Annotated in this window: 25 protein-coding genes and 1 riboswitch; of the genes, 13 read left to right on the forward strand and 12 right to left on the reverse strand. The window is 70.0% G+C overall.

The genetic code is table 11. The features are described 5' to 3' along the window. Positions 1-4 precede the first annotated feature (4 nt). From nirB to IEW34_RS28575, 4 genes are all read left to right on the forward strand, one after another. On the forward strand, positions 5-2,458 hold the full coding sequence (gene nirB, locus IEW34_RS28560; protein ID WP_188612644.1) for a nitrite reductase large subunit NirB: 2,454 nt from the start codon (positions 5-7) through the stop codon (positions 2,456-2,458). Next, entirely contained in the window at positions 2,458-2,802 is a 345-nt protein-coding gene (nirD, locus tag IEW34_RS28565; RefSeq protein ID WP_188612645.1) for a nitrite reductase small subunit NirD, read from the forward strand. The genes nirB and nirD overlap by 1 nt, the downstream gene beginning before the upstream one ends. Positions 2,803-2,827: 25 nt before the next feature. Further along, positions 2,828-5,557: a nitrate reductase gene (locus tag IEW34_RS28570; RefSeq protein ID WP_188612646.1), complete on the forward strand. Its 2,730-nt coding sequence runs from the start codon at positions 2,828-2,830 to the stop codon at positions 5,555-5,557. 133 nt (positions 5,558-5,690) lie between these two features. Beyond that, entirely contained in the window at positions 5,691-6,092 is a 402-nt protein-coding gene (locus tag IEW34_RS28575; RefSeq protein ID WP_188612647.1) for a hypothetical protein, read from the forward strand. Between the two features lie 39 nt (positions 6,093-6,131). Here the strand turns inward: IEW34_RS28575 and IEW34_RS28580 are convergent, their stop codons facing one another. From IEW34_RS28580 to IEW34_RS28590, 3 genes are all read right to left on the reverse strand, one after another. Next, positions 6,132-6,980 carry a lysophospholipid acyltransferase family protein gene (locus tag IEW34_RS28580; protein WP_244642279.1) on the reverse strand — a complete coding sequence of 283 codons (849 nt, stop codon included), beginning with the start codon at positions 6,978-6,980 and terminating at the stop codon, positions 6,132-6,134. Positions 6,981-7,064: 84 nt separating this feature from the next. After that, on the reverse strand, positions 7,065-8,249 hold the full coding sequence (locus tag IEW34_RS28585; RefSeq protein WP_244642280.1) for an O-succinylhomoserine sulfhydrylase: 1,185 nt from the start codon (positions 8,247-8,249) through the stop codon (positions 7,065-7,067). Between the two features lie 94 nt (positions 8,250-8,343). Then, positions 8,344-8,421, reverse strand: a riboswitch (SAM riboswitch). An 81-nt stretch (positions 8,422-8,502) separates the two neighbouring features. Further along, positions 8,503-9,777, reverse strand: coding sequence for a hypothetical protein (locus IEW34_RS28590; RefSeq protein WP_188612650.1), 1,275 nt, complete (start codon positions 9,775-9,777; stop codon positions 8,503-8,505). Positions 9,778-10,109: 332 nt separating this feature from the next. Between IEW34_RS28590 and IEW34_RS28595 the strand changes: the two genes are divergently transcribed. The 6 genes from IEW34_RS28595 to IEW34_RS28620 all read left to right on the forward strand — a co-directional run bounded on the left by IEW34_RS28595 (position 10,110) and on the right by IEW34_RS28620 (position 15,210). Continuing rightward, positions 10,110-11,372 carry an ABC transporter substrate-binding protein gene (locus tag IEW34_RS28595; RefSeq protein ID WP_188612651.1) on the forward strand — a complete coding sequence of 421 codons (1,263 nt, stop codon included), beginning with the start codon at positions 10,110-10,112 and terminating at the stop codon, positions 11,370-11,372. 5 nt (positions 11,373-11,377) lie between these two features. Next, on the forward strand, positions 11,378-12,172 hold the full coding sequence (locus IEW34_RS28600) for an ABC transporter ATP-binding protein (protein WP_188612652.1): 795 nt from the start codon (positions 11,378-11,380) through the stop codon (positions 12,170-12,172). Further along, entirely contained in the window at positions 12,165-12,869 is a 705-nt protein-coding gene (locus IEW34_RS28605; RefSeq protein ID WP_188612653.1) for an ABC transporter ATP-binding protein, read from the forward strand. The genes IEW34_RS28600 and IEW34_RS28605 overlap by 8 nt, the downstream gene beginning before the upstream one ends. A gap of 13 nt (positions 12,870-12,882) precedes the next feature. Further along, on the forward strand, positions 12,883-13,767 hold the full coding sequence (locus IEW34_RS28610) for a branched-chain amino acid ABC transporter permease (RefSeq protein WP_188612654.1): 885 nt from the start codon (positions 12,883-12,885) through the stop codon (positions 13,765-13,767). A gap of 3 nt (positions 13,768-13,770) precedes the next feature. Further along, entirely contained in the window at positions 13,771-14,748 is a 978-nt protein-coding gene (locus tag IEW34_RS28615; protein ID WP_188612655.1) for a branched-chain amino acid ABC transporter permease, read from the forward strand. Positions 14,749-14,889: 141 nt separating this feature from the next. Continuing rightward, positions 14,890-15,210 carry a hypothetical protein gene (locus tag IEW34_RS28620; RefSeq protein ID WP_188612656.1) on the forward strand — a complete coding sequence of 107 codons (321 nt, stop codon included), beginning with the start codon at positions 14,890-14,892 and terminating at the stop codon, positions 15,208-15,210. 188 nt (positions 15,211-15,398) lie between these two features. Here IEW34_RS28620 and IEW34_RS28625 read toward each other — a convergent pair whose 3' ends face one another. The 3 genes from IEW34_RS28625 to cobD all read right to left on the reverse strand — a co-directional run bounded on the left by IEW34_RS28625 (position 15,399) and on the right by cobD (position 17,993). Then, positions 15,399-15,692, reverse strand: coding sequence for an ABC transporter permease (locus IEW34_RS28625; protein WP_188612657.1), 294 nt, complete (start codon positions 15,690-15,692; stop codon positions 15,399-15,401). Between the two features lie 3 nt (positions 15,693-15,695). Beyond that, positions 15,696-16,628, reverse strand: coding sequence for a TauD/TfdA dioxygenase family protein (locus IEW34_RS28630; RefSeq protein WP_188612658.1), 933 nt, complete (start codon positions 16,626-16,628; stop codon positions 15,696-15,698). A 381-nt stretch (positions 16,629-17,009) separates the two neighbouring features. Beyond that, complete coding sequence (gene cobD / locus IEW34_RS28635; protein ID WP_308424405.1) at positions 17,010-17,993, reverse strand: threonine-phosphate decarboxylase CobD; 984 nt, start codon at positions 17,991-17,993, stop codon at positions 17,010-17,012. 49 nt (positions 17,994-18,042) lie between these two features. On the opposite strand from cobD, the gene cbiB reads away from it, so the two are divergent. Beyond that, complete coding sequence (gene cbiB / locus IEW34_RS28640) at positions 18,043-19,002, forward strand: adenosylcobinamide-phosphate synthase CbiB (RefSeq protein WP_188612659.1); 960 nt, start codon at positions 18,043-18,045, stop codon at positions 19,000-19,002. 278 nt (positions 19,003-19,280) lie between these two features. On the opposite strand, the gene IEW34_RS28645 is transcribed toward cbiB, so the two are convergent. Genes IEW34_RS28645 through cobU form a run of 3 tightly spaced genes read right to left on the reverse strand, consistent with a single transcriptional unit; the run spans position 19,281 to position 21,941 of the window. Beyond that, entirely contained in the window at positions 19,281-20,744 is a 1,464-nt protein-coding gene (locus IEW34_RS28645; protein ID WP_188612660.1) for a cobyric acid synthase, read from the reverse strand. A gap of 34 nt (positions 20,745-20,778) precedes the next feature. Next, positions 20,779-21,399, reverse strand: coding sequence for a cob(I)yrinic acid a,c-diamide adenosyltransferase (cobO, locus tag IEW34_RS28650; RefSeq protein WP_188612661.1), 621 nt, complete (start codon positions 21,397-21,399; stop codon positions 20,779-20,781). Continuing rightward, entirely contained in the window at positions 21,396-21,941 is a 546-nt protein-coding gene (gene cobU / locus IEW34_RS28655; RefSeq protein ID WP_188612662.1) for a bifunctional adenosylcobinamide kinase/adenosylcobinamide-phosphate guanylyltransferase, read from the reverse strand. The genes cobO and cobU overlap by 4 nt, the downstream gene beginning before the upstream one ends. Before the next feature lie 278 nt (positions 21,942-22,219). Between cobU and IEW34_RS28660 the strand changes: the two genes are divergently transcribed. Next, complete coding sequence (locus tag IEW34_RS28660; protein WP_188612663.1) at positions 22,220-23,152, forward strand: ring-cleaving dioxygenase; 933 nt, start codon at positions 22,220-22,222, stop codon at positions 23,150-23,152. 113 nt (positions 23,153-23,265) lie between these two features. Further along, complete coding sequence (locus tag IEW34_RS28665; RefSeq protein ID WP_188612664.1) at positions 23,266-23,910, forward strand: alpha/beta hydrolase; 645 nt, start codon at positions 23,266-23,268, stop codon at positions 23,908-23,910. A gap of 84 nt (positions 23,911-23,994) precedes the next feature. Here IEW34_RS28665 and IEW34_RS28670 read toward each other — a convergent pair whose 3' ends face one another. The 3 genes from IEW34_RS28670 to IEW34_RS28680 form a co-directional block, all read right to left on the reverse strand. Further along, the gene (locus tag IEW34_RS28670) at positions 23,995-24,585 is read right to left on the reverse strand and encodes a L,D-transpeptidase (RefSeq protein WP_188612665.1); all 591 of its coding nucleotides are present in this window, start codon (positions 24,583-24,585) and stop codon (positions 23,995-23,997) included. A 520-nt stretch (positions 24,586-25,105) separates the two neighbouring features. Next, the gene (locus IEW34_RS28675) at positions 25,106-26,467 is read right to left on the reverse strand and encodes a nucleotide sugar dehydrogenase (protein ID WP_373288345.1); all 1,362 of its coding nucleotides are present in this window, start codon (positions 26,465-26,467) and stop codon (positions 25,106-25,108) included. 106 nt (positions 26,468-26,573) lie between these two features. Further along, a partial coding sequence (locus tag IEW34_RS28680; protein WP_280516344.1) for a UDP binding domain-containing protein occupies positions 26,574-26,878 on the reverse strand: 305 nt, incomplete at its 5' end.

The raw sequence follows: 26,878 nt of genomic DNA on the forward strand, positions 1-26,878 counted from the left end.
GGCCATGCCCGAAAGACTCGTCATCGTCGGCAACGGCATGGCCCCCGGGCGCATGCTGGAGCATCTGCTGGACAAGGCACCCGGCCGCTACGACGTGACCATCTTCAACGCCGAGCCGCGGGTGAACTACGACCGCATCATGCTGTCGCCCGTGCTCTCCGGCGAGAAGGACTACGAGCAGATCGTCATCCACGGCGACGGCTGGTACATCAAGCACGGCATCACCCTGTACAAGGGGCACAAGATCGTCGCCGTCGATCGCGCGGCGAAGACGGTGACCTCGGAGCCCGGCGAGACGGTCGACTACGACAAGCTGGTGATCGCCACCGGTTCGGTGCCCTTCATCATCCCGGTCCCCGGCCACGACCTGCCGGGCGTGCTCTCCTACCGCGACCTCGACGATGTCAACGCCATGCTGCTCGCCGCCCAGTCGCGGCAGAAGGCCGTGGTGATCGGCGGCGGCCTGCTCGGCCTGGAGGCGGCGGCGGGCTTGCAGGCCCGCGGCATGGAGGTGACCGTCATCCACCTCATGCCCACGCTGATGGAGCGCCAGCTCGATCCGGCCGCCGGCTACCTCTTGCAGAAGGCGGTGGAGGAGCGCGGCATCCGCGTGATCACCGGCGCCAACACCAAGGCGATCCTCGGCGACCGCAGGGTCGAGGGGGTCGAGCTCGCCGACGGCACCATTCTCCCGGCGACGCTGGTGGTCATGGCCGTCGGCATCCGGCCCAACGCGGGCATCGCCAAGGAGGCGGGCCTCGCCGTCAAGCGCGGCATCCTGGTCGACGACGGCATGCGCACCTCCGACGAGGACATCCTGGCGCTCGGCGAATGCGCCGAGGTCGGCGGCCATGTCTACGGTCTCGTCGCGCCCCTCTACGAGATGGCGCGGGTCGCCGCGGCGCGGCTCGCCGGCGACGACAGCGCCGGCTTCGTGCACAGCGACACGCCGACCAAGCTCAAGGTGACCGGCATCGACCTGTTCTCGCTGGGCGACTTCGCCGACGGCGACGATCGCGAGGACATCGTGCTGCGCGATGCCCGGGCCGGCGTCTACAAGCGGGTGATCCTCCAGGACAACCGCATCATCGGCACCGTGCTGTTCGGCGAGACGGCCGACGCCACCTGGTTCAGCGACCTCAAGAAGAAGGCGGTCGACATCTCCGAGATGCGCGACACGCTGATCTTCGGCCAGGCCTACCAGGGAGGGTCCCCCCTCGACCCTACGGCGGCCGTTGCAGCCTTAGCGGATGACGCGGAGATCTGCGGCTGCAACGGCGTCTGCAAGGGCACCATCACCAAGGCCATCGCCGACAAGGGCCTGACCTCGCTGGCCGACGTGCGCGCTCACACCAAGGCGTCGGCCTCGTGCGGCACTTGCACGGGCCTCGTCGAGCAGCTGATGACGCTGACGCTCGGCGAGAGCTTCAAGGCCGCGGCGGCCCCCAGCCTATGCGGCTGCACCGAGCTCGGCCACGCGGACGTGCGCAAGCTGATCCGCGCCCACCGCCTCAAGTCGGTGCCGGCGGTGATGCAGGAGCTCGGCTGGACGACGCCGAACGGCTGCGCCAAATGCCGGCCGGCGCTCAACTACTACCTGATCTGCGACTGGCCGGGCGAATACCGGGACGACAGCCGCTCGCGCTACATCAACGAGCGCGTGCACGCCAACATCCAGAAGGACGGCACCTATTCGGTGGTGCCGCGCATGTGGGGCGGCGTGACCACGCCGGACGAGCTGCGCGCCATCGCCGATGTCGCCGACAAGTTCAAGATCCCCACGGTCAAGGTCACCGGCGGCCAGCGCATCGACCTGCTCGGCGTGCGCAAGGAGGACCTGCCGGCGGTGTGGGCCGATCTCGGCCGCGCCGGAATGATCTCGGGCGCCGCCTACGCCAAGGGCCTGCGCACGGTGAAGACGTGCGTCGGCAAGGACTGGTGCCGCTTCGGCACGCAGGACTCCACGGGCCTCGGCATCAAGCTCGAGAAGCGCATGTGGGGCTCGTGGACGCCGGCCAAGGTGAAGCTCGGCGTGTCCGGCTGCCCGCGCAACTGCGCCGAGGCCACGTGCAAGGACATCGGCGTGATCTGCGTCGACAGCGGCTACGAGATCCATTTCGCCGGCGCCGCCGGGCTCGACATCCGCGGCACCCAGGTGCTGTGCAAGGCGGCCTCCGAAGACGAGACGATCCAGATCATCGCGGCGCTGACCCAGCTCTACCGCGAGCAGGGGCATTACCTGGAGCGTATCTACAAGTGGGCCGACAGGGTCGGCGTGGAGTCGATCCGCGCCGCCGTCGTCGACGATCCGGACAAGCGCCAGGCCCTCTACGACCGCTTCATGGAATCCCAGAAGACCGCGCAGGTCGACCCATGGGCCGAGCGCGCCTTCCAGGGCGTCGATGCGCACGAGTTCGCGCCGCTGGCGGACTTCAGCTTCAAGGAGGCGGCTGAGTAATGAGCGAGGACACCTGGATCGACGTGGGCGCCGAGGCCGACGTGCCGCCGCTCGGATCGCGCGTGGTGCGGGCGCCGGCCGGCGACATCGCCGTGTTCAAGGCGGCCGACGGCACGCTGTTCGCCCTGTTCGACCGCTGCCCGCACAAGGGCGGGCCGCTGTCCCAGGGCATCGTGCACGGCCACGCGGTGACCTGCCCGCTGCACAACTGGGTCATCGGCCTCGCCGACGGCGCCGCCCAGGGAGCCGACCACGGCTGCACCGCGACGGTGGCGGTGAAGGTGGAGGCGGGGCGCGTGCTGCTCGCTGGGGCGGCGCTGCGCACCGGCGCCCGCGCCGCCTGACGAACGGCACGCAGGGAGTCGGCGGATGCTCGCAGGCGACGACACGCAAAGCGGCGGCCATGGCCCGGGTCTCGCCCCCGCCAATGCCGGCGTGAAGACCGCCTGCCCCTATTGCGGGGTGGGCTGCGGCATCGTTGCGACGCCCAGGCCCGACGGCGCCGTCGACATCGGCGGCGACGCGGAGCATCCCGCGAATTTCGGGCGGCTGTGTTCGAAGGGCTCGGCGCTCGGCGAGACGCTCGACCTCGACGACCGTCTGCTGGTGCCCGAGATCGACGGCCAGCGAGCCTCCTGGGATGCCGCGCTGGCGCGCGTGGCGGAGACCTTCTCGGCCACCATCGCCGCGCACGGGCCCGACTCGGTCGCCCTCTACGTGTCCGGTCAGCTGCTGACCGAAGACTATTACGTCGCCAACAAGCTGATGAAGGGCTTCGTCGGCTCCGCCAACATCGACACCAACTCGCGCCTGTGCATGGCCTCCTCGGTCGCCGGCCACGTGCGCGCCTTCGGCTCCGACACGGTGCCGGGCGCCTACGAGGACCTGGAGACGGCCGATCTTGTCGTGCTCGTCGGCTCCAACCTGGCGTGGTGCCACCCGGTGCTGTTTCAGCGCCTGGCGGCCGCGAAGGCCGGGCGCGGCACGCGCATCGTCACCATCGATCCGCGTGCCACCGCCAGCAGCGAGGCCTCGGACCTGCACCTGGCCGTGGCGCCCGACTCCGACGTCGCCCTGTTCGCCGGCCTGCTCGACCACCTGGAGCGGGAGGGCTGCGCCGACCGCGCCTACATCGAGGCCCACACCCGCGACGCCGAACCGGCGCTGGCCGCGGCGCGCGCCTGCGGCCTCGCCGGGGCGGCTGCCGCCACGGGCATCGACGAGCACCGGCTCGCCGCCTTCTACCGGCTGTGGGCCGGGACGCCGCGCGTGGTCACCGTCTACTCCCAGGGCGTCAATCAGTCGGTCGTCGGCACCGACAAGGTCAGCGCCATCATCAATTGCCACCTCTTCACCGGCCGCATCGGGCGCGCGGGCGCCGGCCCCTTCTCGGTGACCGGCCAGCCCAACGCCATGGGTGGCCGCGAGGTCGGTGGCCTCGCCAACATGCTGGCCGCCCACATGAGCCTCGCCGACCCGGGCCACCGGGACCTGGTGCAGCGGTTCTGGAGAAGCCCGGTCATCGCCGACCGGCCGGGGCTGAAGGCGGTCGACATGTTCAGGGCGGTTGCCGACGGGCGGATCAAGGCGCTGTGGATCATGTCCACCAACCCGGCCGATTCGCTGCCTAAGGCCGATGCGGCGGTGGCGGCGCTGGCGAACTGCCCCTTCGTCGTGGTGTCGGACATCGTGCGCACCGACACGACGCGCCACGCCCATGTCCTGCTGCCGGCCGCCGGCTGGGGCGAGAAGAGCGGCACCGTCACCAATTCCGAGCGGCGCATCTCGCGCCAGCGCGCTTTCCTTGCGCCGCCGGGCGAGGCGCGTGCGGACTGGCGCATCATCTGCGACGTGGCCGCCCGCATGGGCTTTGCCGAGGCCTTCGCCTTCGCCAGCGAGGCCGAGGTGTTTCGCGAGCACGCGGCCCTGTCGGCGCATGGCAACGACGGCAGCCGCGACTTCGACATCGGCGGCCTCGCCGACCTGGGCGACGCCGCCTATGCCGATCTGGCGCCCGTGCAATGGCCGCGCGCCCGCACGACGGCGGCGCCCGAGGGCCCCATCCGCCTGTTCGCGGACGGCGGCTTCTTCACCGCCGACCGCCGCGCCCGCTTCGTCGCGACGCCGCTCGCGCCGGCGCGGGCGGCCGATCCGCGCTTCCCGCTGATCCTCAACACCGGCCGCATCCGCGACCAGTGGCACACGATGACGCGGACGGGGAAATCGCCGCGGCTGATGGGGCATCTGGCCGAGCCGCTCTGCGAGATCCACCCCGCGGACGCGGCGGCCCACGCCATCGCCACCGCATCGCTGGTGCAACTCGAGAGTCCGCACGGCACCATGCTCGCCCGCGCGCTCGTCACCGAGCGCCAGCGCCGCGGCAGCGTCTTCGCCGCCATGCACTGGACCGACCAGTTCGCGGCCAAGGGCCGCGTCGATGCGCTGGTCGACGATGCCGTCGACCCGGTATCGGGCCAGCCGGGCCTGAAGGGCTCGGCCGTCCGGATCCAGCCGTTCGCCGCCGCCTGGCACGGCTTCGCCATCCTGCGCGAGCGGCCGCGGCGCCTCGGCTTTGCCTACTGGGCCCTGGCCAAGGCGGTGGGCGGCTGGCGGCTCGAGCTCGCCGACACCGCGGCGGCGGACGATTTCGCCGCGCTGGCGAGCGATCTGTTCACCGGCGAAGAACCCGGCGGGGACGCGTTGCTGGAGCTCCTGTCCTACCGGGATCGCCGCCATGGCCACCATCGGTTCGCCGCGTTCAGGGACGGGGATCTCGTCGGCGCCATCTGGATCGCGCCCGGCCCGGTGGCCGTCTCCCGGGCCTGGGCCGTTGAGCGCCTGGCCGAGCAGGCGCCCACAGGGGCCCGGCGCCTGCGCCTGCTGTCGGGCCGGGCGGCGGCGGACCAGCCCGACCCCGGCGCCCTGGTCTGCTCCTGCTTCTCCGTCGGTGCCAACCAGATCGCCGCAGCCATCGCCGAAGGCGCGGCGAGCGTCGAAGCCGTGGGCGCCGTGGTGCGGGCAGGGACCAACTGCGGCTCCTGCCGTGGCGAGATCGGGCGGATCCTGGCGACGCAGCAGCTGCCGGCCGCCGCGGAGTAGCGGACGGAACGCTCCTCGCATCAGGCCGGCTCACGCGGCGCCAAGGGTCACGGCTGTGGCGCAGGGCTTGACTTGCCTCTCGTTATGTTCTCTTTTCGTTTCATAGAACGAACAGCGAACATCGAGGTCTCAGATGTTGATGTGCTCCCGAGCCTCCCAGGGTGGTGCCGCGCGTGTGCTGGAAGTGGCCGGGGCGGCCCGCGAAATGCCCCTCGCCGCGATGGCGGAGGGCAGCCACGGCCTGGCGCTGCGGGCCTGGCGCGGACGCTCGGGCAAGCGCTACGTGGTCTCGGTGTACCCTCTCGACGATGCGGACAGCGACTATGCCGGCGCTTTGCTGCTCGCCGTGTCGCGGGACGCCGACGGCAGCCGCCGGCTGATGGAGGCGCGGGAAAGCTCCGATCTCGCCTTCACCGGCTACAACGGCCGCTGGCTCGCCGCCATGCGCAACCGCGGCGCCAACGAGCTGCACGTTCACCTGCTGGCCGCCAACCACGAGGCGCGTCGGCGCACGATGGTGGACCTGGGCAGCTGAGGGCAAGCCGCGGCGCGGCGACGGCTGGGCCGGGACGGCTCAGGCCCGCTCGCGCTGCGGAGCGCCGGACGCAGCCGCGCCCCCGGCCTCCGCCAGCAGCCGGCCGCTGGCCGGCTCGATGGCGGCCATCAGGGCCGGCAGCATGTCCGCCCGCGGCAGCTCCGCCGGCAGCGGCGGGAGGATCTCGATCACCGCGACACCCGGGCGCATGGCCAGGCGCCGCCGGGGCCAGAACACGCCCGTGTTGAGGCCGATCGGCAGGCAAGGCACGCCGAGCCCGCGATACATCTGCACGATGCCCGGCTTGTAGTCCGGCGGCGCCCCCGGGGGTCGGCGCGTGCCCTCCGGAAAGATGATGATCTGCCGCCCCTGGCCGATGGCAGCCTTGGCTTCGCCCATCATCGCCCGCAGCGCCGCGGCGCCGGCGGCGCGGTCGACGCTGATGTTGCCGAACTTGGTCAGGTACCAGCCGAAGAGCGGGATCCGCGTGAGCTCCCGCTTGAGGATGAACGCCGGCCGGTCGAAGACCAGCAGCAGCGCGAAGGTCTCGAGCGTCGACTGGTGCTTGGCGGCGACGAGCAGCGGCCCCTTGGGGATATGCTCTACGCCGCGGACCTCGACGCGGATGCCGCCAATCACCCTGAGCAGCCACAGCGTCGAGCGGATGTAGGCCCGCACCACCCCGGCGAAACGCTCCTGCGGGAGCAGCAGCGTCGGCAGGATGGCGAGCACCCACACGAAGGTACTGACATAGAAAGCGGCGTTGAAGGCCAGCGACCGGATGGCGTCCACGATGACCGCTCCCTTCAGCGCCGCAGTCCGCACCGCCGACGGCCGCACGTTCCGCGCCGCCACGGCCTCGAGCGCTTCGCAGTCGGGTGGAATCACCCGATCGCTGAGAGCCGCTCCAGATTCAAAAGACGATGAGCATTTCTCTGCCATTTGGATGGACTCATCCAATGGTAAAATGCTCTAGGCCTGCGCGAGCGCCCGCTCAAGGTCGGCGATGAGATCGTCGGGATGCTCGAGGCCGACCGAGAGGCGCACCAGCCCCTCGCCGACGCCCATGTTGGCCCGCACCTCCGGCGCGAAGCGCTGGTGCGTGGTGGTCGCCGGATGGGTGACCAGGCTCTTGGCGTCGCCCAGGTTGTTGGAGATCCGCACCAGCTCCAGGGCATTGAGGAAGCGAAACGCCCCGGCCTTGCCGCCGGCCACGTCGAAGGCAATCAGGCTAGAGCCGCCGCGCATCTGCTTCTTGATGATGTCCGCCTGGGGATGGTCGGCGCGCCCGGGATAGATGAGCCGGTCGATCTTGGCGTGCGGGGCGAGCGCGTCGGCGACGGCGCCGGCACTGCGGGTCTGCCGCTCGACCCGCAGCGACAGCGTCTCCAGCCCCTTCAGCATCACCCAGGCATTGAAGGGCGACATGGCTGGCCCCGTCTGCCGCAGCAGGTTGTGCACGTGGGTCTCGATGAAGGCGTTGCTGCCCAGGATGACGCCGCCCAGGCAGCGGCCCTGCCCGTCGATATGCTTGGTGGCGGAGTAGACCACGCAGTCGGCGCCGAGCGTCAGCGGGCTCTGCCAGATCGCCGTGGCGAAGACGTTGTCGACGACCAGCGTCGCGCCCGCGGCATGGGCGATCTCGGCGACGGCGGCGACATCGATGATCGATAGCGTCGGATTGGCCGGGCTCTCCAGGAAGAAGGTCTTGGTCTCACGCCGCACCGCCCGCCGCCATTGGTCGAGGTCGGCCCCGTCCACCAGGGTAGAGGCGACGCCGAAGCGCGGCAGCAGTTCCTCGATCACCCAGCGGCATGAGCCGAACAGCGCCTGGGCTGCGACGACGTGGTCGCCCGCCTTGAGCTGGCCCATCAGCGCCGCGGTCACCGCCGCCATGCCGGTGGCGGTGGCTCGCGCCGTCTCCGCCCCCTCCAGCGCCGCCATGCGCTGCTCGAACATGGCCACGGTGGGGTTGGAGAAGCGGGCGTAGAGATAGCCCGGGATCTCGCCTTTGAAGCGAGCCTCGCATTCCTCGGCCGAGGCGTAGACATGCCCCTGGGTGAGGAACAGCGCCTCGGAGGTCTCGCCGAACTCGGAGCGGATCGTGCCAGCGTGGACGAGGCGGGTATCGGGGTGAAGCGGACGTGAAGGAGCCACTTTAGGTGCCACTTTTCGGCCTCCGGACAGCGATGCCGGGGCGAGCCGCGGCAACAAAAAACCCGGCCGGGCACACAGTCCAAGGCCGGGGTCAACAGAGCTGTCCGCGGCCCTTTAGCAATTTGTTTAACGTGGCTGCAAGCCGGCCGGCCAAATCACCACGAGCGTCATGCCTTAGTTCGCGTCGGCGCACCCGTCAAGACGCGGGCGCAAGCCGGCGCGGCCCATGCCGCGTCCGGCCCGCGCCATGACCTCAATAGCCGAGCGACGGGATGTAGCCGCGCTCGGTGACCACGACCCATCCGGATCCGCGCCGCTCGATGCGCTCGACGCGGCCGAGGCCCGCGACCCGCTGGCCCGGCGCCACCTCGATCACCCCGTCGCGGCCCTGGATCAGGGCAACTCCGTCATAGAGGTCACGCAGCACCCACCCCCGCGCCTGGCGTTTGCGCGGATCGGGGATTTCGGCGGGCGGACGCAGATCAGCCGCGCCACGGCTCTCGGCCGCCGGCCGCTCCGGCATGGCGTGGGGCTCCGCGGTCGCCTTGGCCAGCTCCAGAGGCCGGGCCTGCGGCTTGGGCGGCGCAGGCTTGGCCGCTGCCGCCTGTGCATTGCCGATCGCCCCAGTGCTTGCCACGACGTCCTTGGCCGGCACGCTCGGATTGACCGCCGCGGCCGGCTTGGGCGGGGGAACCGCCAACTGCTTTTCCACCTTGCTCAGCCGCTCGGCCAGCTGGGTCATGCGCTCCGCCTCGGCCGCCACGTCGCCGCCCTTCGCCGGGCCCGCGTCCTGCCGCACGGCGGCGAGCCCCGCGTCGAGGGCCGCGACCTTATCGCGCACCGCGGCGAGATCGCCGGACGAGGCGGCCGCCCTGGCGCTGCCGTCCAGCGCTGCGACCTGGGTCTTCAGCGCGGCGACGTCGGCCGCGAGCTGCTCGATGCGCGCGCGGGCGTCTGTGTCCGTATCGGTCGCCGCGACGGCGGGCTGCGGCCCGGCGTCGCCGTCCGCGACCGCGGCACCTGCCGAGACGCCGGGCGGAGCCGCTCCGTTCCTCAGGGCGTTGACGCCGATGCCGCCGAGCAACGCCATGGCGGCGAGCCCGGCGGCGAAGGCGAACGGCCTGGCAAGGGATCGAACCGGCTCGGCCGCGGGTGGCGGCGCCTCCGCGGCCGACGGTTGCCAGACCACGAGTGAGTTCGGCCGCCCGCCGTCGCCGGCGGATGCCTGGCGCCCGGCCTCCGAGGCCGACGCCTGCGGCCGCGTGTCCGGCGTGGCGGGCGCGGGCGCGGCCTTACCACGCTCGCCGACCGGCGGTACCGGCCGGTCGCCCTGGCCGACCACCGGCTCGGGCACCCGCGGCGCCGCATCCCGCTGGGCCTGGGCGTCCAGCGCCCGCAGCGCCTTCAAGGTCTCCGCGACATCTCCGCCGGCCCCGGTGGTGATCTCGCCGCTGCCCCGCTCGGATGCACCCATGCCCGGGCTCTCCGCATCTCCGCCCTTGCTCGCAGCCCGAAGGTCGTCGCTCATGGGTACCTCGCCAGAACCGCCGAAATCCGCCCGGCACCGGGATTTTATTCATCGCCGAGTATGGTTGATGAATGGTTATCCTATGTCGGGTCTGTGGCAGCCCGCCCCCTATACGTAACGGCAAGTTGCGACGCGTGGCGCCGTCATGGGGCGGCGGCGCGCGGCTCCACGCGTGCGCAGGCGCGCACACCGACGTAGACTGTTGTCGCCTTGACAAATGCAGCGGAAGCAAGGTCTGTAGCGGCAACTGTCAGCCCATGCGGCTTGAGGCCCCTAAAGTCTCCGCACGGCGACCCATGCCAGAGGCTGCTCCAAGCATCCCGGGGGGATTGATGAGACGATCACGCGCGTTCGACGCAACCGTCCGGCAGATCGCCAGGCGATATTCCGCAGCCGGCGTCGTGGCCGCCGGACTGGCCTCCGCCCTTCCTGTTCCCGCTGCCCTGGCCCAGGGCGCCGTGTCCGACGGCATCGTCAAGATCGGCATCCTCAACGACCAGTCTGGCGTCTACGCCGACTTTGGCGGCAAGGGCTCGGTCGAAGCCGCCAAAATGGCGGTCGAGGACTTCGGCGGCAAGGTGCTCGGAGCACCGATCGAGGTGGTCAACGCCGACCACCAGAACAAGCCGGACGTCGCCTCCAACATCGCGCGCCAGTGGTATGACGTCGACAAGGTCGATACCATCATGGAGCTGACCACGTCCTCGGTGGCGCTGGCCGTGCAGCAGCTCTCGCGCGAGAAGAAGAAGATCAACATGGTGACCGGCGCCGCCACCAGCGAGCTCACCGGCAAGCAGTGCTCGCCCTATGGGTTCCATTGGGCCTACGACACCTATTCGCTCGCCGTCGGCACCGGTGGTGCCCTGGTGGAGGCCGGCGGCAAGACCTGGTATTTCCTGACCGCCGACTACGCCTTCGGTCATTCGCTCGAGGAGCAGACGGCCAAGTTCGTGAAGTCCAAGGGCGGCCAGGTACTCGGCCAGGTGCGCCACCCGCTCAGCACCTCCGATTTCTCCTCCTTCCTGTTGCAGGCCCAGGCCTCAAAGGCCAATATCGTCGGCCTCGCCAACGCCGGCCTCGACACCTCCAACGCCATCAAGCAGGCGGCTGAGTTCGGCATCGTCGAGGGCGGTCAGCGGCTCGCCGCGCTGCTGTTCACGCTCGCCGAGGTGCACGGGCTGGGCCTCAAGTCGGCCAACGGCCTCGTCCTCACCGAAGGCTATTACTGGGACCTCGACGACAAGAGCCGCCCCTTCGCCGAGCGCTACATGAAGCGCACCGGCCGCATGCCCAACATGGTCCAGGCCGGGACCTATTCGACGGTGGCGCAGTATCTCAAGGCAGTGCAGGCCGCCGGCACCGACGACACCGATGCCGTCGCCAAGAAGCTTCACGAGCTGCCGGTCGACGATTTCTTCGGCCGCGGCGGCAAGGTGCTCGCCAACGGCCGCATGGTCCACGACATGTACCTGTTCGAGGTCAAGAAGCCGTCTGAGAGCAAGGCGCCTTGGGACTACTACAAGCACCTCGCCACCATTCCGGGAGACCAGGCCTTCATGACGGTCGCGCAGAGCGGCTGCCAGCTGGCGAACTGAGCAACATGACCCAGACCGCCCCCGCTGCCGCCGCGCCCGCCGCCGCGGCCACCAACATCGTCCTTTCCGCCACAGAGTTGACCAAGGAGTTCAAGGGCTTCCTGGCAGTCAACAACGTGCACCTGTCGATTCGCGAGGGTTCGATCCACGCGCTGATCGGGCCCAACGGTGCCGGCAAGACCACCTGTTTCAACCTGTTGACGAAGTTTCTCCAGCCGACGCGCGGCCGCATCGTGTTTCGCGGCGAGGACATCACCCGCCTCAAGCCGGCGGAGATCGCCCGCCGCGGCATCGTCCGCTCGTTCCAGATCTCGGCGGTTTTCCCAAACCTCTCGGTGCTCGACAACGTTCGCATCGCCCTCCAGCGGCCCGGCCGCCTGGCGACGCAATTCTGGCGTCCGGACACCGCGCTCAACGTGCTGAACGCGCGCGCCGAGGAACTGGTGGAGCAGGTCGGCCTGCAGGCCTTCATCCGCCACCAAGCCGGCGAGCTGCCCTACGGCCGCAAACGCGCGCTCGAGCTGGCGACGACGCTCGCGCTGGAGCCCGACGTCATGCTGCTCGACGAGCCGATGGCCGGCATGGCGCACGAGGACATCGGTCAGATCGCCGCCCTGATCCGCCGCGCCGCGGTGGGCCGGACGGTGGTGATGGTCGAGCACAACCTGCACGTGGTCGAGGATCTGTGCGACCAGGTCACCGTGCTGCAGCGGGGAGAGATCCTCGCCGAGGGCAACTACGACAGCGTCAGCCGCGACCCACGGGTCCGCGAGGCCTACATGGGGCAGGAAGATGACTGAGCCGCTGCTCGAGGTGAAGGGCCTGCAGGCCTGGTACGGCGAGAGCCACGTGCTGCATGGCGTCGACCTCACGGTCCACAAGGGTGAGACGGTGACCCTGCTCGGCCGCAACGGCGCCGGCAAGACCACGACGCTGAAGTCGATCATCGGGGTCATCCGCAAGCGCCAGGGCCAGATCTCGCTCAAGGGCACCAACATCCTGCCGCTGCCGCTGCACCACGTGGCCAAGCGCGGCCTGGGCTACGTGCCTGAGGAGCGCGGCATCTTCGCCAGCCTCGACGTGCACGAGAACCTGATGCTGCCGCCCAAGGTGGCCGAGGGCGGCTTCTCGCTCGACGAGATCTACACGCTGTTTCCCAACCTGGCGGAGCGGCGTCGCAGCCAGGGCACCAAGCTCTCCGGCGGCGAGCAGCAGATGCTCGCCATCGCCCGCATTCTGCGCACCGGCGCCGATGTCCTGCTGCTCGACGAGCCGACCGAGGGCCTGGCGCCGGTCATCGTCCAGCGCATCGGCGACGTCATCCGGGCGCTGAAGGAGAAGGGCATGACCATCCTCCTGGTGGAGCAGAATTTCCGCTTCGCCCGACGGGTGGCCGATCGCTTCTACGTGATGGAAGACGGGCACATGATCGATTCGTTCCGGGCGGACGAGCTCGCGGGGCGGATGGACAGCCTCCACGAAACCCTCGGTCTCTAGGGCGCCCGCTGCCATGACAATGATATTCGGATATCCGCTGCCGGCGTTGCTGAGCCAGTTGCTGATCGGCCTGATCAACGGCTCGTTCTACGCCATGCTCAGCCTGGGCCTCGCCGTCATCTTCGGCATGTTGCGGGTGATCAACTTCGCCCATGGCGCGCAATACATGCTGGGCGCCTTCTTCGCCTGGTTCCTGCTGCGTTACTTCGAGGTGGGTTACTGGCCGTCGCTGATCCTCGCGCCGCTCGGCGTGGCGCTGATCAGCGTGGTGCTGGAGAAGGTATTCCTGTCGCGCGTCTACAAGCTCGATCACCTCTACGGCCTGCTGCTGACCTTCGGCCTGGCGCTGATCATCGAAGGCATGTTCCGGCACTGGTACGGCACCTCCGGCCAGCCCTACTCGATCCCCTCCGTCTTCACCGGCGCCCTCAATCTGGGCTTCATGATCCTGCCGATCTACCGCGGCTGGGTGATCGTCGCCTCGCTGGTGATTTGCCTGGCGACCTGGCTGCTGATCGAGAAGACGCAGTTCGGTGCCTACCTCAGGGCCGCGACCGAGAATCCCACCCTGGTGCAGTCTTTCGGCGTCAACGTGCCGCGGCTGCTGACGCTGACCTACGCGCTCGGCGCCGGGCTCGCGGCGCTGGCCGGCGTGCTGGCGGCCCCGATCTACCAGGTGAGCCCCTTGATGGGGCAGAACATCATCATCGTCGTATTCGCGGTGGTGGTCATCGGCGGCATGGGCTCGATCCTCGGCGCCGTCGTCACCGGCTACATGCTCGGTTTGGTCGAGGGGCTCACCAAGGTGTTCTATCCGGAAGCGTCGAGCACCGTCATTTTCGTCATCATGGTGGTGGTGCTGCTGCTGCGTCCCGCCGGCCTGTTCGGGAAGGAATAAGCCATGGCTACGCAAACCGCTGCGACGGCCGTCGCCCCGGCGCCCGAGGCAAAGGGCACGTCCACCCGCACCATCGCGTTGGCCATCGTCGGCCTACTCATCCTGCTGGCGGCCCCTTTCGTCATCTATCCCGTGTTCGTGATGAAGGTGCTGTGCTTCGCGCTGTTCGCGGCCGCCTTCAACCTGCTGCTCGGCTACGTCGGCCTGCTCTCCTTCGGCCATGCCGCCTTCTTCGGCGGCGCGGCCTACATCTGCGCCTATTCGATCAAGGCCTGGAACTTCCCGCCGGAGATCGCCATCCTCGCCGGCACCCTGTTCGCGGCAGCCCTGGGCGCGGTGATCGGCTACCTCGCCATCCGGCGCCAGGGCATCTACTTCGCCATGATCACCCTGGCCCTGTCCCAGATGTTCTTCTTCGTCTGCCTGCAGGCGCCGTTCACTGGCGGCGAGGACGGCATCCAGGGCGTGCCGCGCGGCAAGTTGCTGGGCTTCATCGACCTCGGCGACTCGCTCGCCATGTACTATTTCGTGGCGGCGGTGTTCCTGTTCGGCTTCCTGGCCATCTGGCGCATCGTCAACTCGCCCTTCGGCAACATCCTGAAGGCCATCCGCGAGAACGAGCAGCGTGCCATCTCGCTCGGCTACCGCGTCGATCACTACAAGCTCGGTGCATTCGTCATATCGGCGGCGCTGACGGGGCTCGCCGGCGCGGTGAAGGCGATCGTCTTCCAGCTCGCCTCGCTCACCGACGTGGGCTGGCAGATGTCGGGCGAGGTCATCCTCATGACCCTGCTCGGCGGCATCGGCACCTTGGTGGGGCCGGTGGCCGGCGCCGCCCTGGTGGTGAGCCTGGAGAATTACCTCGCCACCTCATCCTTCCCGGTGCCCGTCGTCATCGGCACGATCTTCGTCGCCTGCGTGCTGATGTTCCGCCGCGGCATCGTCGGCGAGATCAACGCCTTCCTCGACCGCAAGAAGTGACCGGTGGCCGGAGCGCCCGGCCACCTCTCCCTCCGTCCCCGCCGCCCCGGCAAGGCCGCCCGGCCCGGCCCCGCGACATGCCGGGGTCGGCCGGAACAATCGGCCGACGCAACCGGTTGCCCCTGCGAAGGAGCGACCGCCATGAGACGACTGACCGTTATGCTTGTCGGCAGCGCCATGTTGGCGACGGGCTTGGCAGCCGACCGCGCAGGGGCAGCGGAGACGCCGCCGCAGATCCCGGACCACAAGAGCGTGCCCGAGAAGATCGGTCCGCCGCTCGGCAGCAAGCCGGGCGACCAGGATCCCACCGGCAGCACGCGCAGGCTCGACGACGGCGTCATCGAGCCAAAGAGCAACGCGCCCGACATGCGGGTCAATCCGCCGGTGCCCGACCCCGGCACGACGCCGGTGATCCCGCCGCCGGGAACGCCTCGCAATGCCCCCGACGTGCGGCCCAAGTAGTAGCCCGGCGGGCCGCGTCGGCGGTCATGTTCGTGGCACCTCCCACAAGGCCTCTCCGGATCGGATGACCGTTCCTGATCCGGACAGAGCTTACGCCCTGCCGCGAGCCGGCTTGCCTGGCATATTCCCCTGCTCCCTCTCTGGCCCAAGCCCCGGAGGACATGGCCCAAAGGTCGCGGCGTGGAGGCTCACCCCGCGCCCGGCAGCCGCCAGCGCGTAAAAAGTCGCTCGATGGCTTCAAGCGCGGAGTTGAGCACCAGCCCGATCACGGTGATCAGAATACCGAAGTACATCTGCGGGATCAGGACGCTGTATTGTCCGTAGATGATGAGATAGCCGAGCCCCGCCTTGGCGCCGACCATTTCAGACGCCACCAGGACCAGCATGGCAGCGGCGCCGGCGAGCCGGATGCCGACGAAGATCGTCGGCAGGGCCGCGGACAGGATCACCTCGCGGAACAGCTGCTGAGGCGTCGCCCCCACGCGTCAGGCGGCCTTGGCCACCGCGGACTTGCTGGTCTTGACGCGGGTGACGCTCCGCCGTCCGTCGACGCTGACGGGGACATCGCCATCGACGGTGGCGCGGCGAACCACGCGATGCTGCTCACCGTAGTCGTTCACCGCGTAGTGCTGGGTGGCCCTGTTGTCCCAGATGGCCACGTCGCCCGCCTGCCAGCGCCAGCGCACGGTGTTTTCCGGCGCCGTGATGTGCGACTGGAAGAGATCGTACAGCTTCTGCCCGTCACCCTTCGACAGCCCGGCAAAGCGCTGGACGAAATTACCGAGGATGAGCGTACGTTCGCCGGTCTCCGGATGCACACGAACCACCGGATGCTCAGTCTCGTAGATCGTCCCTGTAAAAACATCTTCGAAATGCTTGCGATCGGCTTCGCTGCCCTGCATCTTCACCGCGGCGTAGTCGTAGGCATTGCTGTGCACGGCCCACAACTCATCCGCGAGCCGCTGCAGCGGTGCGGGGAGGCGAGCATAGGCGGCCGCTGTATTCGACCAGATCGTGTCGCCGCCGAAGGCAGGAACGACGACGGCCCGCAGCACCGAATACTTGGGATAGGCGTCGACGAAGGTGACGTCCGTATGCCACTGGTCGGCCCGCCCGCCGCCGCGGCCCGAGTCGAGTTCGAGGATCGACGCCGTGCCCTTGAGCGCACCGACCGTCGGATGCGGCACCAGGCCGCCGAGGCGGACGGCGAAGCGCTCTTGCTCCGCATCGTCGAGATGCTCTTGTCCGCGGAAGAAGATCACCTTGTGGCGCAGCAGCAGGCCGTTGATAGCTTCGATGACCTCGGCGGAGAGGTCGCCCGAGAGGCGCAGGTTGCGGACTTCCGCGCCGAGGCGGGCCGCGAGGGGACGGACATCGGCCTCGGCGATGTCGGCGGTGACGCGGAGCGGCTGGGTCATGGGGGACATCCAATGGGCGGGGATGGGCATGGCTCCGCCCCTCGCACTGCCGGCGACCGGAGGGAGCATTCGGGAAGCGGCCGGCGCACCGCTGCGCCGTCGCGATGGCTCTTGGTAACGATAACTCTTGGCCACGATCGAACAAAACTCGCCAGTTATCACCCGGCGAAATCTTGCCCTACACTCCCGCGCGGCGAGCACGTCGTTGTTCCCGCCGGGCTGAAAGCGTTCAGGCCGTCATCGTTACGTAGGCAGACGCTATCGCAGCTCTGCCAAAAAGAGCTTCCAAACTTGCAACCGGCCGTGGAATATTCCGTTCGTAACACTTCGCCCGCCGGCCCGTGCGCGCGGCTCCGCCCCTGGCGATGAATCGCGTCAGGCTCAGGCGAGCGCGGCGGCGAGACGGGCCCAGGCGGCATCGTCCGGCGGCAGGCCGAAGCGCAGCCGCTGCGGCATCGCCTCGAAGCAGCGCACGACGAGCCCGGCCCGGCCCAGGCGCTCGAACAGCATCGGCGCCTGCGCGCTTTCGACCATCCGGAACAGGTCCGTGCCGCTTGGCGCAAGCCCCGCGCCCGTGAGCAGGGCGTCCAGCCGCCGTACCTCGCCCGCAAGCCGTTCCCGCATCGCCGTCCGCCAGGGTTGGTCCGCCAGCGCCGCCTCGGCGATCGTGAGCGCGACGCCGGAGACCGCCCAAGGCCCGAGTTGAGCAGCGATGCGCGCCACCGTCGCCGGCACCGCGGCGAGGGCGCCGAGGCGGAGGCCGGCCAGGCCGTAGAACTTGCCGAACGAGCGCAGCACGGCGAGCCCGGGCATGCTGGTGAGCGACGCCACGCTGACGCCGTCAGGCGCCACGTCCATGAAGGCCTCGTCCACCACCATGAGGCCGCGCCCCCCCCGAGCCGCCAGCAGATCCTCGACGGCAGCCCGTGCCAGCAGCCGGCCGTCCGGATTGTTGGGGTTGACCAGAACGGCAAGGTCGGCCTCGACCAGGGCGGCTGCGTCGGTCACGTCGTGCACGTCATGCCCGGCGAGGCGGGCGGCGCGGGCGTGCTCGGCATAGGTCGGCCCGAGCACGGCAGCTCGGCCCGGCGGCACCAGGCCGGCGAGCAGCGGCAGCAGGATCTGCGTGCCGGGCGCGAGGGTGACGTGGGCGGCGTCCGGCGCACCATAGACCGTCGCGGCCAGGTGGCGCACGCGCGCGTCGGCCTCGGCCGATGGCAGCCGCGTGAAGGCGTCGGCCGGCATCGGCGGCAACGGATAGGCGTGGGGGTTGATCCCGGTCGATAGGTCGAGCAAGGGTTCGGGCGCCGCGGGAAACCGGCGTCGCGCCCACGCCAGGTCGCCGCCATGGACCAGCGGAGCCAACGCTCCCGCGGGAGCCGACCTCCCCTCGCTTGCCTGGATCCGAGCCGCAATGGCTCTCTCGCTCACGCTCCTCGCCCTCCTGATCGACGTCGCCGTCGGCTACCCCGCACGCGTCTTTCGCACCATCGGCCATCCCGTGACCTGGATGGGGTGGTTGATCGGCCGTCTCGATCGACATTTCAACCGGGATGACGCGAGCTTCGGCGAGCGCCGCCGCCGCGGGGTCGTGGCGCTCGCCCTGCTCATCGCGGCGGTCGCGCTGCCGACGCTGGCGATCGAGGCGGTCCTTGGCGGCAGCGCCGTCGCCATCGCGCTGCTCGCGGTCTTCGCCAGTTCCTTGCTGGCCCAGCGCAGCCTCTACGAGCACGTGGCGCGGGTCGCCGCGGCGCTGGAGCGGGACGGCATCGGGGCCGGCCGCGCCGCCGTCTCCCACATCGTCGGCCGCGATACCGAGCACCTCGACGAGCCGGCGGTGGCGCGCGCCGCCCTGGAAACCCTGGCGGAGAGCTTCGGTGACGGCGTCGTCGCGCCCGCCGTCTGGCTCGCGATGCTGGGGCTGCCGGGGGCCGCCGTCTACAAGGCGGTCAACACGGCCGACAGCATGATCGGCCACAAGAGCGAGCGGCACCTCGCCTTCGGCTGGGCGGCGGCCCGGTTCGACGATCTCGTCAATTTGCCGGCCTCGCGCCTCGCGGCGCTGCTCATCGCCGCCGCCGCCGCCCTGCTGCCGGGCCTGTCGGGCCGCGGCGCCTGGGCGGCCGTGCGATCCGACGCGCGCGGCCACGAATCACCCAACGCCGGCTGGCCGGAAGCAGCGCTTGCCGGCGCACTCGGCGTCGCGCTCGGCGGCACCCGCGCTTACGACGGCGTCGAAATCCTGCTACCGGCGATGAACCGCGGCGGGCGCTCGGCGCTGACGGCCGCCGACATCCGCGCCGGGCTCAGACTCGTCGTCGTCGCCGATGCTCTGCTGATCGGGCTGGTGGCCGGGCTGGCCGCGCTGCTTTGAGTGGATCGTTGGCCGGTCAACATGACGTCGAAGCCGAGGCGCTTCCAGCCCCCACCTCGCCATGGCCGGGCTTGTCGGTTGGTCCGGGGAGATGCCTGACGGCTGTTCGGGGAGATGGCTTAGAGCGTTTTGAGCGAAGTGGACGCCGGTTCGCGTGAAGAAAACGCGGTAAAACAAATAGATAGGGTATTTCCGCGATTCGAAGAAACGCGGAAATACTCTAGCCCTTCGCAGGCCATGAGGATTGATGACGAGGGAGCGGTCCATCGGCCAAAAAGCTAACGCGCCAGGTCCAGCAGCCGATCGAGATCGATATGCTGCGCCATGTGCTCGCCCAGGCGCTCGATCACCGCGTCCACGCCGGCCTCGTGATCGAGCCCGCCGGCCGCGCCACCGAGGCGGGTGATCCACGCCGACCGCTGAGCGTCGTGGGCGAAGAGGCCGTGCACATAGGTGCCGGCGACGCGGCCGTCGGCAGAGATAGCGCCGTCGGGACTCCCGTCCACCAGGCGGGCAAAGGGGCGGGCCGCGTCTGCGCCGGTGGTGACGCCGAGGTGCATCTCATAGCCCGCAAAGGCGATGCCGTCGCTCGTCGCTCCGGTCACCCGGGCAAGGCGCTTGTCGCCGGTGAGCACGGTGTGCGCGTCGAGCAGGCCGAGGCCGGCGACGGTCTGCGGCGGGCCTTCGATGCCGTCGGGATCGGCGATGCTGCGGCCCAGCATCTGGTAGCCGCCGCACAGGCCGAGCACCCGGCCGCCGCGGCGGACATGGGCCAGGATGTCGATGTCGAGGCCATCCGCCCGCAGCATCGCCAGGTCGGCGATGGTCGTCTTGGAGCCCACGAGCAGAACCAGGTCGGCGTCGCCCGCGATGACCTCGCCCCGCCGCACCGGCACCAGTTCCACATCCGGCTCCGCCGCCAGCGGGTCGAGGTCGTCGAAGTTGGAGATGCCCGGCAGGATCGGCACGGCAATGCGCAGCCGCGCCCCGGGCCGGCGGCCGCGGCCGAACCCGGCGAGCGCCAGCGCGTCCTCCGCCGGCAGGCGCCGCGCATCCTCGAAGTGCGGGATGAGGCCGAGCCCCGGCCAGCCGGTGAGCCGCTCGACCGTCGCGATGCCGGCCGTGAAGAGAGCCGGATCGCCGCGGAACTTGTTGACCAGGAAACCGCGGATGAGCGCCGCATCCTCCGCGTCGAGCACGGCCCGGGTGCCCACCAGGCTGGCGATGACGCCGCCGCGCTCGATGTCCCCCAGCAGCACGACGGGCACGTCGGCAGCACGGGCAAAGCCCATGTTGGCGATGTCGCCCGCCCGCAGGTTGACCTCCGAGGCGCTGCCGGCGCCCTCGACGATCACCATGTCGCTCTCGGCCCCGAGGCGGCCGAAGCTGTCCAACACCGCCCCCATCAACCGCGGCTTGATCGCCTGGTAGTCGGCCGCCTTGGCGGAACCGAACAGCCGGCCCTGCACGATGATCTGAGCACCCGTCTCGCTCTGGGGCTTCAGCAGCACCGGGTTCATGTGCACCGACGGCGCAACGCCCGCGGCGCGCGCCTGCAACGCCTGGGCCCGACCGATCTCGCCGCCGTCGGCCGTCACCGCCGCGTTGTTCGACATGTTCTGCGGCTTGAACGGACGCACGGTGAGGCCGCGACGTACCAGGGCGCGGACGAGGCCGGCGACCACCAGCGACTTGCCGACGTCGGAGCCGGTGCCCTGGATCATGAGGGCCCGGGCGCTCATGCTGCCGCCTTTCCGACGCACGCGCCCCGGAGCATCAGAACTCGACGCCCGCCTGGGCGCGCACGCCGGCGGCGAAATGGTGCTTCACCAGCCCCATCTCGGTGACCAGGTCGGCGGCAGCCAGGAGCTCGGGCTTGGCGTTCCGGCCGGTGACGACGACGTGCAGCGAGGGGCGGCGCGCCGTCAGCGCCGCCACCACCTCGGCGAGGACGAGATAGTCGTAGCGCAGCGCCACGTTGAGCTCGTCGAGCACCACGAGATCGAACTGGGAGTCGGCCATCAGCTCGCAGGCCTTGGCCCAGGCGCGCCGGGCGGCGGCAATGTCGCGGGCGAGGTCCTGGGTCTCCCAGGTGAACCCCTCGCCCATGGTGTGCCAGGAGACGCGGTCGCCGAAGACGGCAAAGGCGTCGCGCTCGCCCGTGCCCCAGGCGCCCTTGATGAACTGCACCACGCCGACGCGCCGGCCGTGGCCGAGCATGCGCAGCGCCAGCCCGAAGGCCGCCGTCGACTTGCCCTTGCCCGGCCCGGTGTTGACGATGAGCAGGCCCTTCTCGTGCGTCGTCTTGCCGGCCACCTCCGCGTCCTGCACGGATTTGCGCTTGGCCATCTTGGCGCGGTGGCGGGCGGCTGCATCGTCGTCGATCCGATCGGTCATCGGCGTTCTCCCGGCTCGTCCTTCACCACCATGGGCAGGCCGGCCACCATGAACAAGACCCGGTCCGCGCGCGCGGCCAGGCGCTGGTTCAGCCGCCCGGCCTCGTCGCGGAAGCGCCGCGCCAGCGCATTGTCGGGCACGATGCCGAGGCCAACCTCGTTGGCCACCGCCACCGTCGGGCCGGACCGTGCGGCGATCGCCTGCTCCAGCCGCGCGCTCTCGGCGGCGATGTCGCTGCCGGCGAGGAGGTGGTTGCTGAGCCAGAGGGTGAGGCAATCGATCAGGAGCGGCCCGACCGACAGGGCGGCGAGGGTATCGGCCAACGCCAGCGGCGCCTCGTGCGTGCGCCAGCCGCCGTCGCGGCGGGAGCGGTGCAGGGCGATCCGCTCGCGCATCTCGTCGTCGAAAGCCTCGGCGGTGGCGACGTAGAGCCACGGCGACGGCGCCTCCTCGATCAGGGCTTCCGCGTGCCGGCTCTTGCCGGAGCGGGCGCCGCCGAGCACCAGGGTGAGGCGCCTCGCCGGCGCGCGGTCAACGGACATCGGCGTCGTATCGTGCTCCCTTTCGGCCAGCCCCTTGGGCTGCCGTTCTTTCGGACCGATGGATGGTCGGGTCAAGCCCGGCCGAAGACGATCAACGCCCACGTGCACAGGCGCTCACATGCAAGAACATTGGCCGATATGCACAGAGCACCTTGCATCAACGCAATGATAGGCCGCTAGCGCCGCGCCCCCGTCGGACTATCTCTTTGTCAGCATCAGCAGACCGCGACCGGCACCGCGACGAAGACGGCGCCCGGCTCCCTGCGACGGAGACGACCATGACCCATCCCGGCATTCACCACGTCACGGCCATCGCCGGCCCGGTCCGCCGCAACCACGATTTCTATACGCGGGTGCTCGGACTGCGCCTGGTCAAGAAGACCGTCAATTTCGACGATCCCGGCACCTACCACCTCTATTTCGGCAACGAGCAGGGCGAGCCCGGCACCATCCTCACCTTCTTTCCATGGGAGCATGTGGCGCCCGGCCGGATCGGCGTCGGCGAGACCCTGGAGACCGCATTCCGCGTTCCCGAGGCCGCGCTCGGCTTCTGGGTGCAGCGTTTGGTGGCTGCGGCCGTGCCGCACGAGGCCATCGTCAAGCGCTTCGGCGAAAGCGTGCTCGCCTTCACCGACCCCGACGGCATGAAGCTCGCGCTGGTCGGCGTCGCCGGCAGCGAAGCGGAGCCGGCGTGGTCGGTCGATGACATCGGGCCCGAGGCGGCGATCCGCGGCTTCCACGCGGTGACGCTGCTGGTCGCCGACACGGCGCCCACGGCAGGGATCCTCACCGACGTGCTCGGCTTCCGCGAGAGCGGGCGCGAGGGCACGACCGTGCGCCTGAAGGCTGGCGACACGGCCGTGGGCGGCATCGTCGACCTCAGGGGCGCGGGCGACTTCCTGCGCGGCCGGCCGGGCGGCGGCTCGGTGCACCACATCGCCTTCCGCGCCGCCGACGACGCCGAGCAGGCGCAGATGGTGCGCAAGCTCGCCGACCGCCACGGCATTACGACGACCGAGCAGCGCGACCGCAACTACTTCCGTTCGGTCTACTTCCGCGAGCCCGGCGGGGTGCTGTTCGAGATCGCCACCGATGTTCCCGGCTTCGCCGTGGACGAGCCGGTGGCCGCGCTCGGCGAGGCACTCAAGCTGCCGGCGCTCCTGGAGGGCCGGCGCGGCCAGCTCGAAGCCGTGCTGCCGGCCGTCGCCTGAACGGCCGGCGCCCGGCCGGCCGGGCGGCAACTTCGAACTCGACGATCTCGGAGCATCTGCTCCAGCCGCGTGGCGTTCACGCGGCTGGGCCGGCGCTCCGCAAGGAGGCTCCCATGCAGACCACTTTGGATCGCCCCTGGACCCATCGCTTCGAGCCCGGGCGGGACCCCGAGGCGCCGCTGCTGCTGTTGCACGGCACCGGCGGCGACGAGGCCGATCTCCTGCCGCTCGGGCGCGCGCTGTCGCCCGGTTCGGCGCTGCTGTCGCCGCGCGGCCCGGTCAGCGAGAACGGCATGCCGCGCTTCTTCCGCCGCCTGGCGGAGGGCGTCTTCGACGAGGCCGACGTGCGGCAGCGGGCCGAGGAACTCGCCGTCTTCATCGCCGAGGCACGCGAGCGCTACGCGCTGGCGGCCCCGATCGCCATCGGCTTTTCCAACGGCGCCAATATCGCCGCGGCCGTGCTCCTGGCACGGCCGGAGGCGCTGGCCGGGGCCGCGCTGATCCGCGCCATGGTACCCCTGAGCGCCCGTCAGGCGGAGGAGGAGCGCCAGCAGCTGGCCGGCAAGCCGGTGCTGCTGCTGTCCGGAGCGGCCGACCCGATCGTGCCCGCTGGCAACGCTGCCGCGCTGGCGCGGCGCCTGGCGGCGGCCGGCGCCGCGGTGGAGCAGGAGACGCTGCCTGTCGGCCACGGCCTCACCCAGGCCGACGTGGCGCTGGCGCAGGCCTGGCTCCGCCGTATTGGCAAACCGAGCGCGTAGAGAGCACGGCCCGGTGCGGGGATGATCACCCCGCGCCGCGCACGTCGAGCCCCGAGCAGATCGTGATCCGATCGGGGCAGATCGTCAGCGGCGGCCTGGGTTCGACATCCAGTACTGAAGCGACCCCACCGGCGCGCGCTGCGCTGGTGCATAGGCGAGGGCCGGAGCCCGCGCGGGGCGGCTCGCGTAGTGTCGGTGCGTGCGCGTGTGGTGCTTGGCCACCCGGTGCTTGGCCTTGCGCGCCGCGTAAGCGGTGCCGGGCCGCGAGCCGGTGATGACGATGCGGGTGCCCCCCTCGCTCCTGACCAGGGAGTAGAGCGTCGCGGCGTTGGCCGGATGCAGGCGGATGCAGCCGTGCGAAGCCGGATTGCCGAGCGCGCGGACGGCCGTCGTGCCGTGGATGGCATAGCCGCCACGGAAGAAGACGGCGTGCGGCATGGCGCCGCCATACTTGCGCGAATACCAGTACTTCTCGAGCCGTTGCGGACGATAGACGCCGTTCGGCGTCACATAGCCCGCCCGCGCCGACGAGATCGCCCAATTATACCTGGGCTGACCATCGACGCTGACCGTCATCCGCTGCGACGAAAGATTGACGTTCACCGTCACGCCGGCGCTTGCGGGAGTCGCGAGCGCAGCACCGAGAACGAGAGCTGCAAGACCGAGTAGACGCATCGTTAGCCCCCTTCACAAGAAATCGATCGACTTTAATGATCCATTAAGCAACGGGTCACGTAAAGCTACAATGACGTGTACGGTAAACGCGACGCGCCGCGAGGGCCGCCCGGTCTCGGCCGCCAGGGTGCCGGCCGGCTGCGTATTCGGCGCGACGCGGCGCTGTTTTGACGATGCAGGACTTTTGTCCAATCGCGCCCAAGGCGGTCGAGACAAGCCGATTTCGGCGCTGGTCTCGCTTAGCCGTGAACGAACACCAGCCAGCCGGTGCTGAGCAGCGGCGCGACGATACCGAACAGGATGGGAAGAAGGTTGTGGGCCATGGCCACCCGTCCCTACGGTCGGCCCACCACCGGGGCAAGCCGCAAAAAATCAATCATTTGTTAAGATTAATAGCGATGCCGCGGGGCCGCGGTGCGCTGCCGCACGGCCCGGGCCGGAGCGGCCCGGCCACTCAGCAAGGCGGATGGATGGTCGGGTCAAGCCCGACCATCCACCGTCCTGAAAGCCCACGAGCGAGCTAGGCGCGGACGATGCGCTCGCGGCCGGCGGTGACGGCGGCGGTGGCGTTGCGCGTGTCGACGACGAGAGGGACGCGCGCCGTCAGTTCGGCGTAGTCCACGCCGTCGTGGTCGGTGGCGATGAGAGCGGCATCGAAGCGCTCCAACTCGTCGGCCGACCAGGCGATGGCGCGGCGGCCCGCCAGCAGCGGATGCTCGCGCGTCGGCGGGATGACGGGCACGAACGGGTCGTAGAAGGCCACCGTGGCGCCGCGCCGCTCGAGCTCCTCCATCAGCACCAGCGCCGGGCTCTCGCGCGTATCGTCGACATTCTTCTTGTAGGCCATGCCGACCAGCAGGATGCGGGCGCCGGCGATGCTCTGGCGCCGGCGCCCGCTGAGGGCGTCGATCAACCGGTCCACCACGTGCAGAGGCGCCGCCGTGTTGATCTCGCCGGCCAGCTCGATGAAGCGCGTCGGCACGCCGAACTCGCGCGCCTTCCAGGTGAGGTAGAACGGATCGATGGGCACGCAGTGGCCGCCGAGACCGGGGCCCGGATAGAACGGCATGTAGCCGAAGGGCTTGGTCTTCGCCGCCGCGAGCACCTCCCAGATGTCGATGCCCATACGCTCGTAGATCAGCTTGAGCTCGTTGACCAAGGCAATGTTGACGGAGCGGAAGATGTTCTCGGTGAGCTTGACCGCCTCGGCGGTCGCCGTGTCGGCGACGGGCACGACGCGACTGACGATGGTGGCGTAGAGGCGGGCGACCAGGCCGGCGGCCAGCTCGTCGTCGGCGCCGACCACGCGCGGAATGGTCGCCGTCTCGAAGTCGATATTGCCCGGATCTTCCCGCTCCGGCGAATAGGCCAGGAACACGTCTTGGCCCACTTTGAAGCCGCTGGTCTCCAGAATGGGCTTCAGCACGTCCCGCGTCGTGCCGGGATAGGTGGTCGATTCCAGCACCACGAGCTGGCCGCGGCGCAGGCGCGGCGCGATGGCGGCGGCCGTCGCGCGGATGAACGAGAGATCGGGCTCGCGGTGGCGCGACAGCGGCGTCGGCACGCAGATCAGGATCGTATCGGCATCGGCGATGCGGCCGTAGTCTCCGGTCGCGGTGAAGCGGCCGGCCTCCACCATGGCGGCGACCCGCGGCTGCGGCACGCTGCTGAGATGCGAGCGGCCGGCGTTGAGGCCGTCGACCTTGGCCGGGTCGATGTCGAAACCGATGACGGAGAAACCGGCGCGGTGCGCCGCCAGGGTCAGCGGCAGGCCGACGTAGCCCATGCCGATGATACCGACCACGGCGGAGCGGTCGTCGAGGCGTTGGCGCAGCCGTTCCGCCAGCGCCCGCGCGTCGATGCCTTCGTCCTGCACGTCCACATGCGCCCCCTCGCCGCCTGGCCAAAGGCCGGCCACCCGCCTCGAGGCGTCATGGCCGGGGAGAGGCTACCCCGTCAAGTTCGGCCGGCGGGGAGACGATGAACCGTCAGCTGGCCTTCTGCAGCGGCCGCATGGGGACCACGGTAAGGCCCGCCTGTTGCCCGTGCGCGTCGTCGCTGCGGCCGACGCTCCAATAGGAGAAGCCGGCCTCGGCGATCTCGTCGGACGGGTAGATGTTGCGCAGGTCGACGATCACCGGCGCCTTCATCACCCGCTTGAGCTCGGCCAGATCGAGGGCGCGGAAGGCATCCCATTCGGTGACGATGACCAGCGCGTCGGCGCCGGTGGCGCAGCTGTACGGGTCCTCCGCGTAGGTCACCGCCTCCAGGAGGTGCTGCGCCTGCTCCATCC

Source organism: Chelatococcus reniformis, from assembly GCF_014640075.1.
GTDB lineage: Bacteria > Pseudomonadota > Alphaproteobacteria > Rhizobiales > Beijerinckiaceae > Camelimonas > Camelimonas reniformis.

Excerpts from the sequence above, each read along its gene's own strand:
- nirB (WP_188612644.1), top strand. The coding sequence starts at position 5 with ATGCCCGAAAGACTCGTCATCGTCGGCAACGGCATGGCCCCCGGGCGC.
- nirD (WP_188612645.1), top strand. The coding sequence starts at position 2,458 with ATGAGCGAGGACACCTGGATCGACGTGGGCGCCGAGGCCGACGTGCCG.
- IEW34_RS28570 (WP_188612646.1), top strand. The coding sequence starts at position 2,828 with ATGCTCGCAGGCGACGACACGCAAAGCGGCGGCCATGGCCCGGGTCTC.
- IEW34_RS28575 (WP_188612647.1), top strand. The coding sequence starts at position 5,691 with ATGTTGATGTGCTCCCGAGCCTCCCAGGGTGGTGCCGCGCGTGTGCTG.
- IEW34_RS28590 (WP_188612650.1), bottom strand. The coding sequence starts at position 9,777 with ATGAGCGACGACCTTCGGGCTGCGAGCAAGGGCGGAGATGCGGAGAGC.
- IEW34_RS28595 (WP_188612651.1), top strand. The coding sequence starts at position 10,110 with ATGAGACGATCACGCGCGTTCGACGCAACCGTCCGGCAGATCGCCAGG.
- IEW34_RS28600 (WP_188612652.1), top strand. The coding sequence starts at position 11,378 with ATGACCCAGACCGCCCCCGCTGCCGCCGCGCCCGCCGCCGCGGCCACC.
- IEW34_RS28605 (WP_188612653.1), top strand. The coding sequence starts at position 12,165 with ATGACTGAGCCGCTGCTCGAGGTGAAGGGCCTGCAGGCCTGGTACGGC.
- IEW34_RS28610 (WP_188612654.1), top strand. The coding sequence starts at position 12,883 with ATGACAATGATATTCGGATATCCGCTGCCGGCGTTGCTGAGCCAGTTG.
- IEW34_RS28615 (WP_188612655.1), top strand. The coding sequence starts at position 13,771 with ATGGCTACGCAAACCGCTGCGACGGCCGTCGCCCCGGCGCCCGAGGCA.
- IEW34_RS28620 (WP_188612656.1), top strand. The coding sequence starts at position 14,890 with ATGAGACGACTGACCGTTATGCTTGTCGGCAGCGCCATGTTGGCGACG.
- IEW34_RS28630 (WP_188612658.1), bottom strand. The coding sequence starts at position 16,628 with ATGACCCAGCCGCTCCGCGTCACCGCCGACATCGCCGAGGCCGATGTC.
- cbiB (WP_188612659.1), top strand. The coding sequence starts at position 18,043 with ATGGCTCTCTCGCTCACGCTCCTCGCCCTCCTGATCGACGTCGCCGTC.
- IEW34_RS28645 (WP_188612660.1), bottom strand. The coding sequence starts at position 20,744 with ATGAGCGCCCGGGCCCTCATGATCCAGGGCACCGGCTCCGACGTCGGC.
- cobO (WP_188612661.1), bottom strand. The coding sequence starts at position 21,399 with ATGACCGATCGGATCGACGACGATGCAGCCGCCCGCCACCGCGCCAAG.
- cobU (WP_188612662.1), bottom strand. The coding sequence starts at position 21,941 with ATGTCCGTTGACCGCGCGCCGGCGAGGCGCCTCACCCTGGTGCTCGGC.
- IEW34_RS28660 (WP_188612663.1), top strand. The coding sequence starts at position 22,220 with ATGACCCATCCCGGCATTCACCACGTCACGGCCATCGCCGGCCCGGTC.
- IEW34_RS28665 (WP_188612664.1), top strand. The coding sequence starts at position 23,266 with ATGCAGACCACTTTGGATCGCCCCTGGACCCATCGCTTCGAGCCCGGG.
- IEW34_RS28670 (WP_188612665.1), bottom strand. The coding sequence starts at position 24,585 with ATGCGTCTACTCGGTCTTGCAGCTCTCGTTCTCGGTGCTGCGCTCGCG.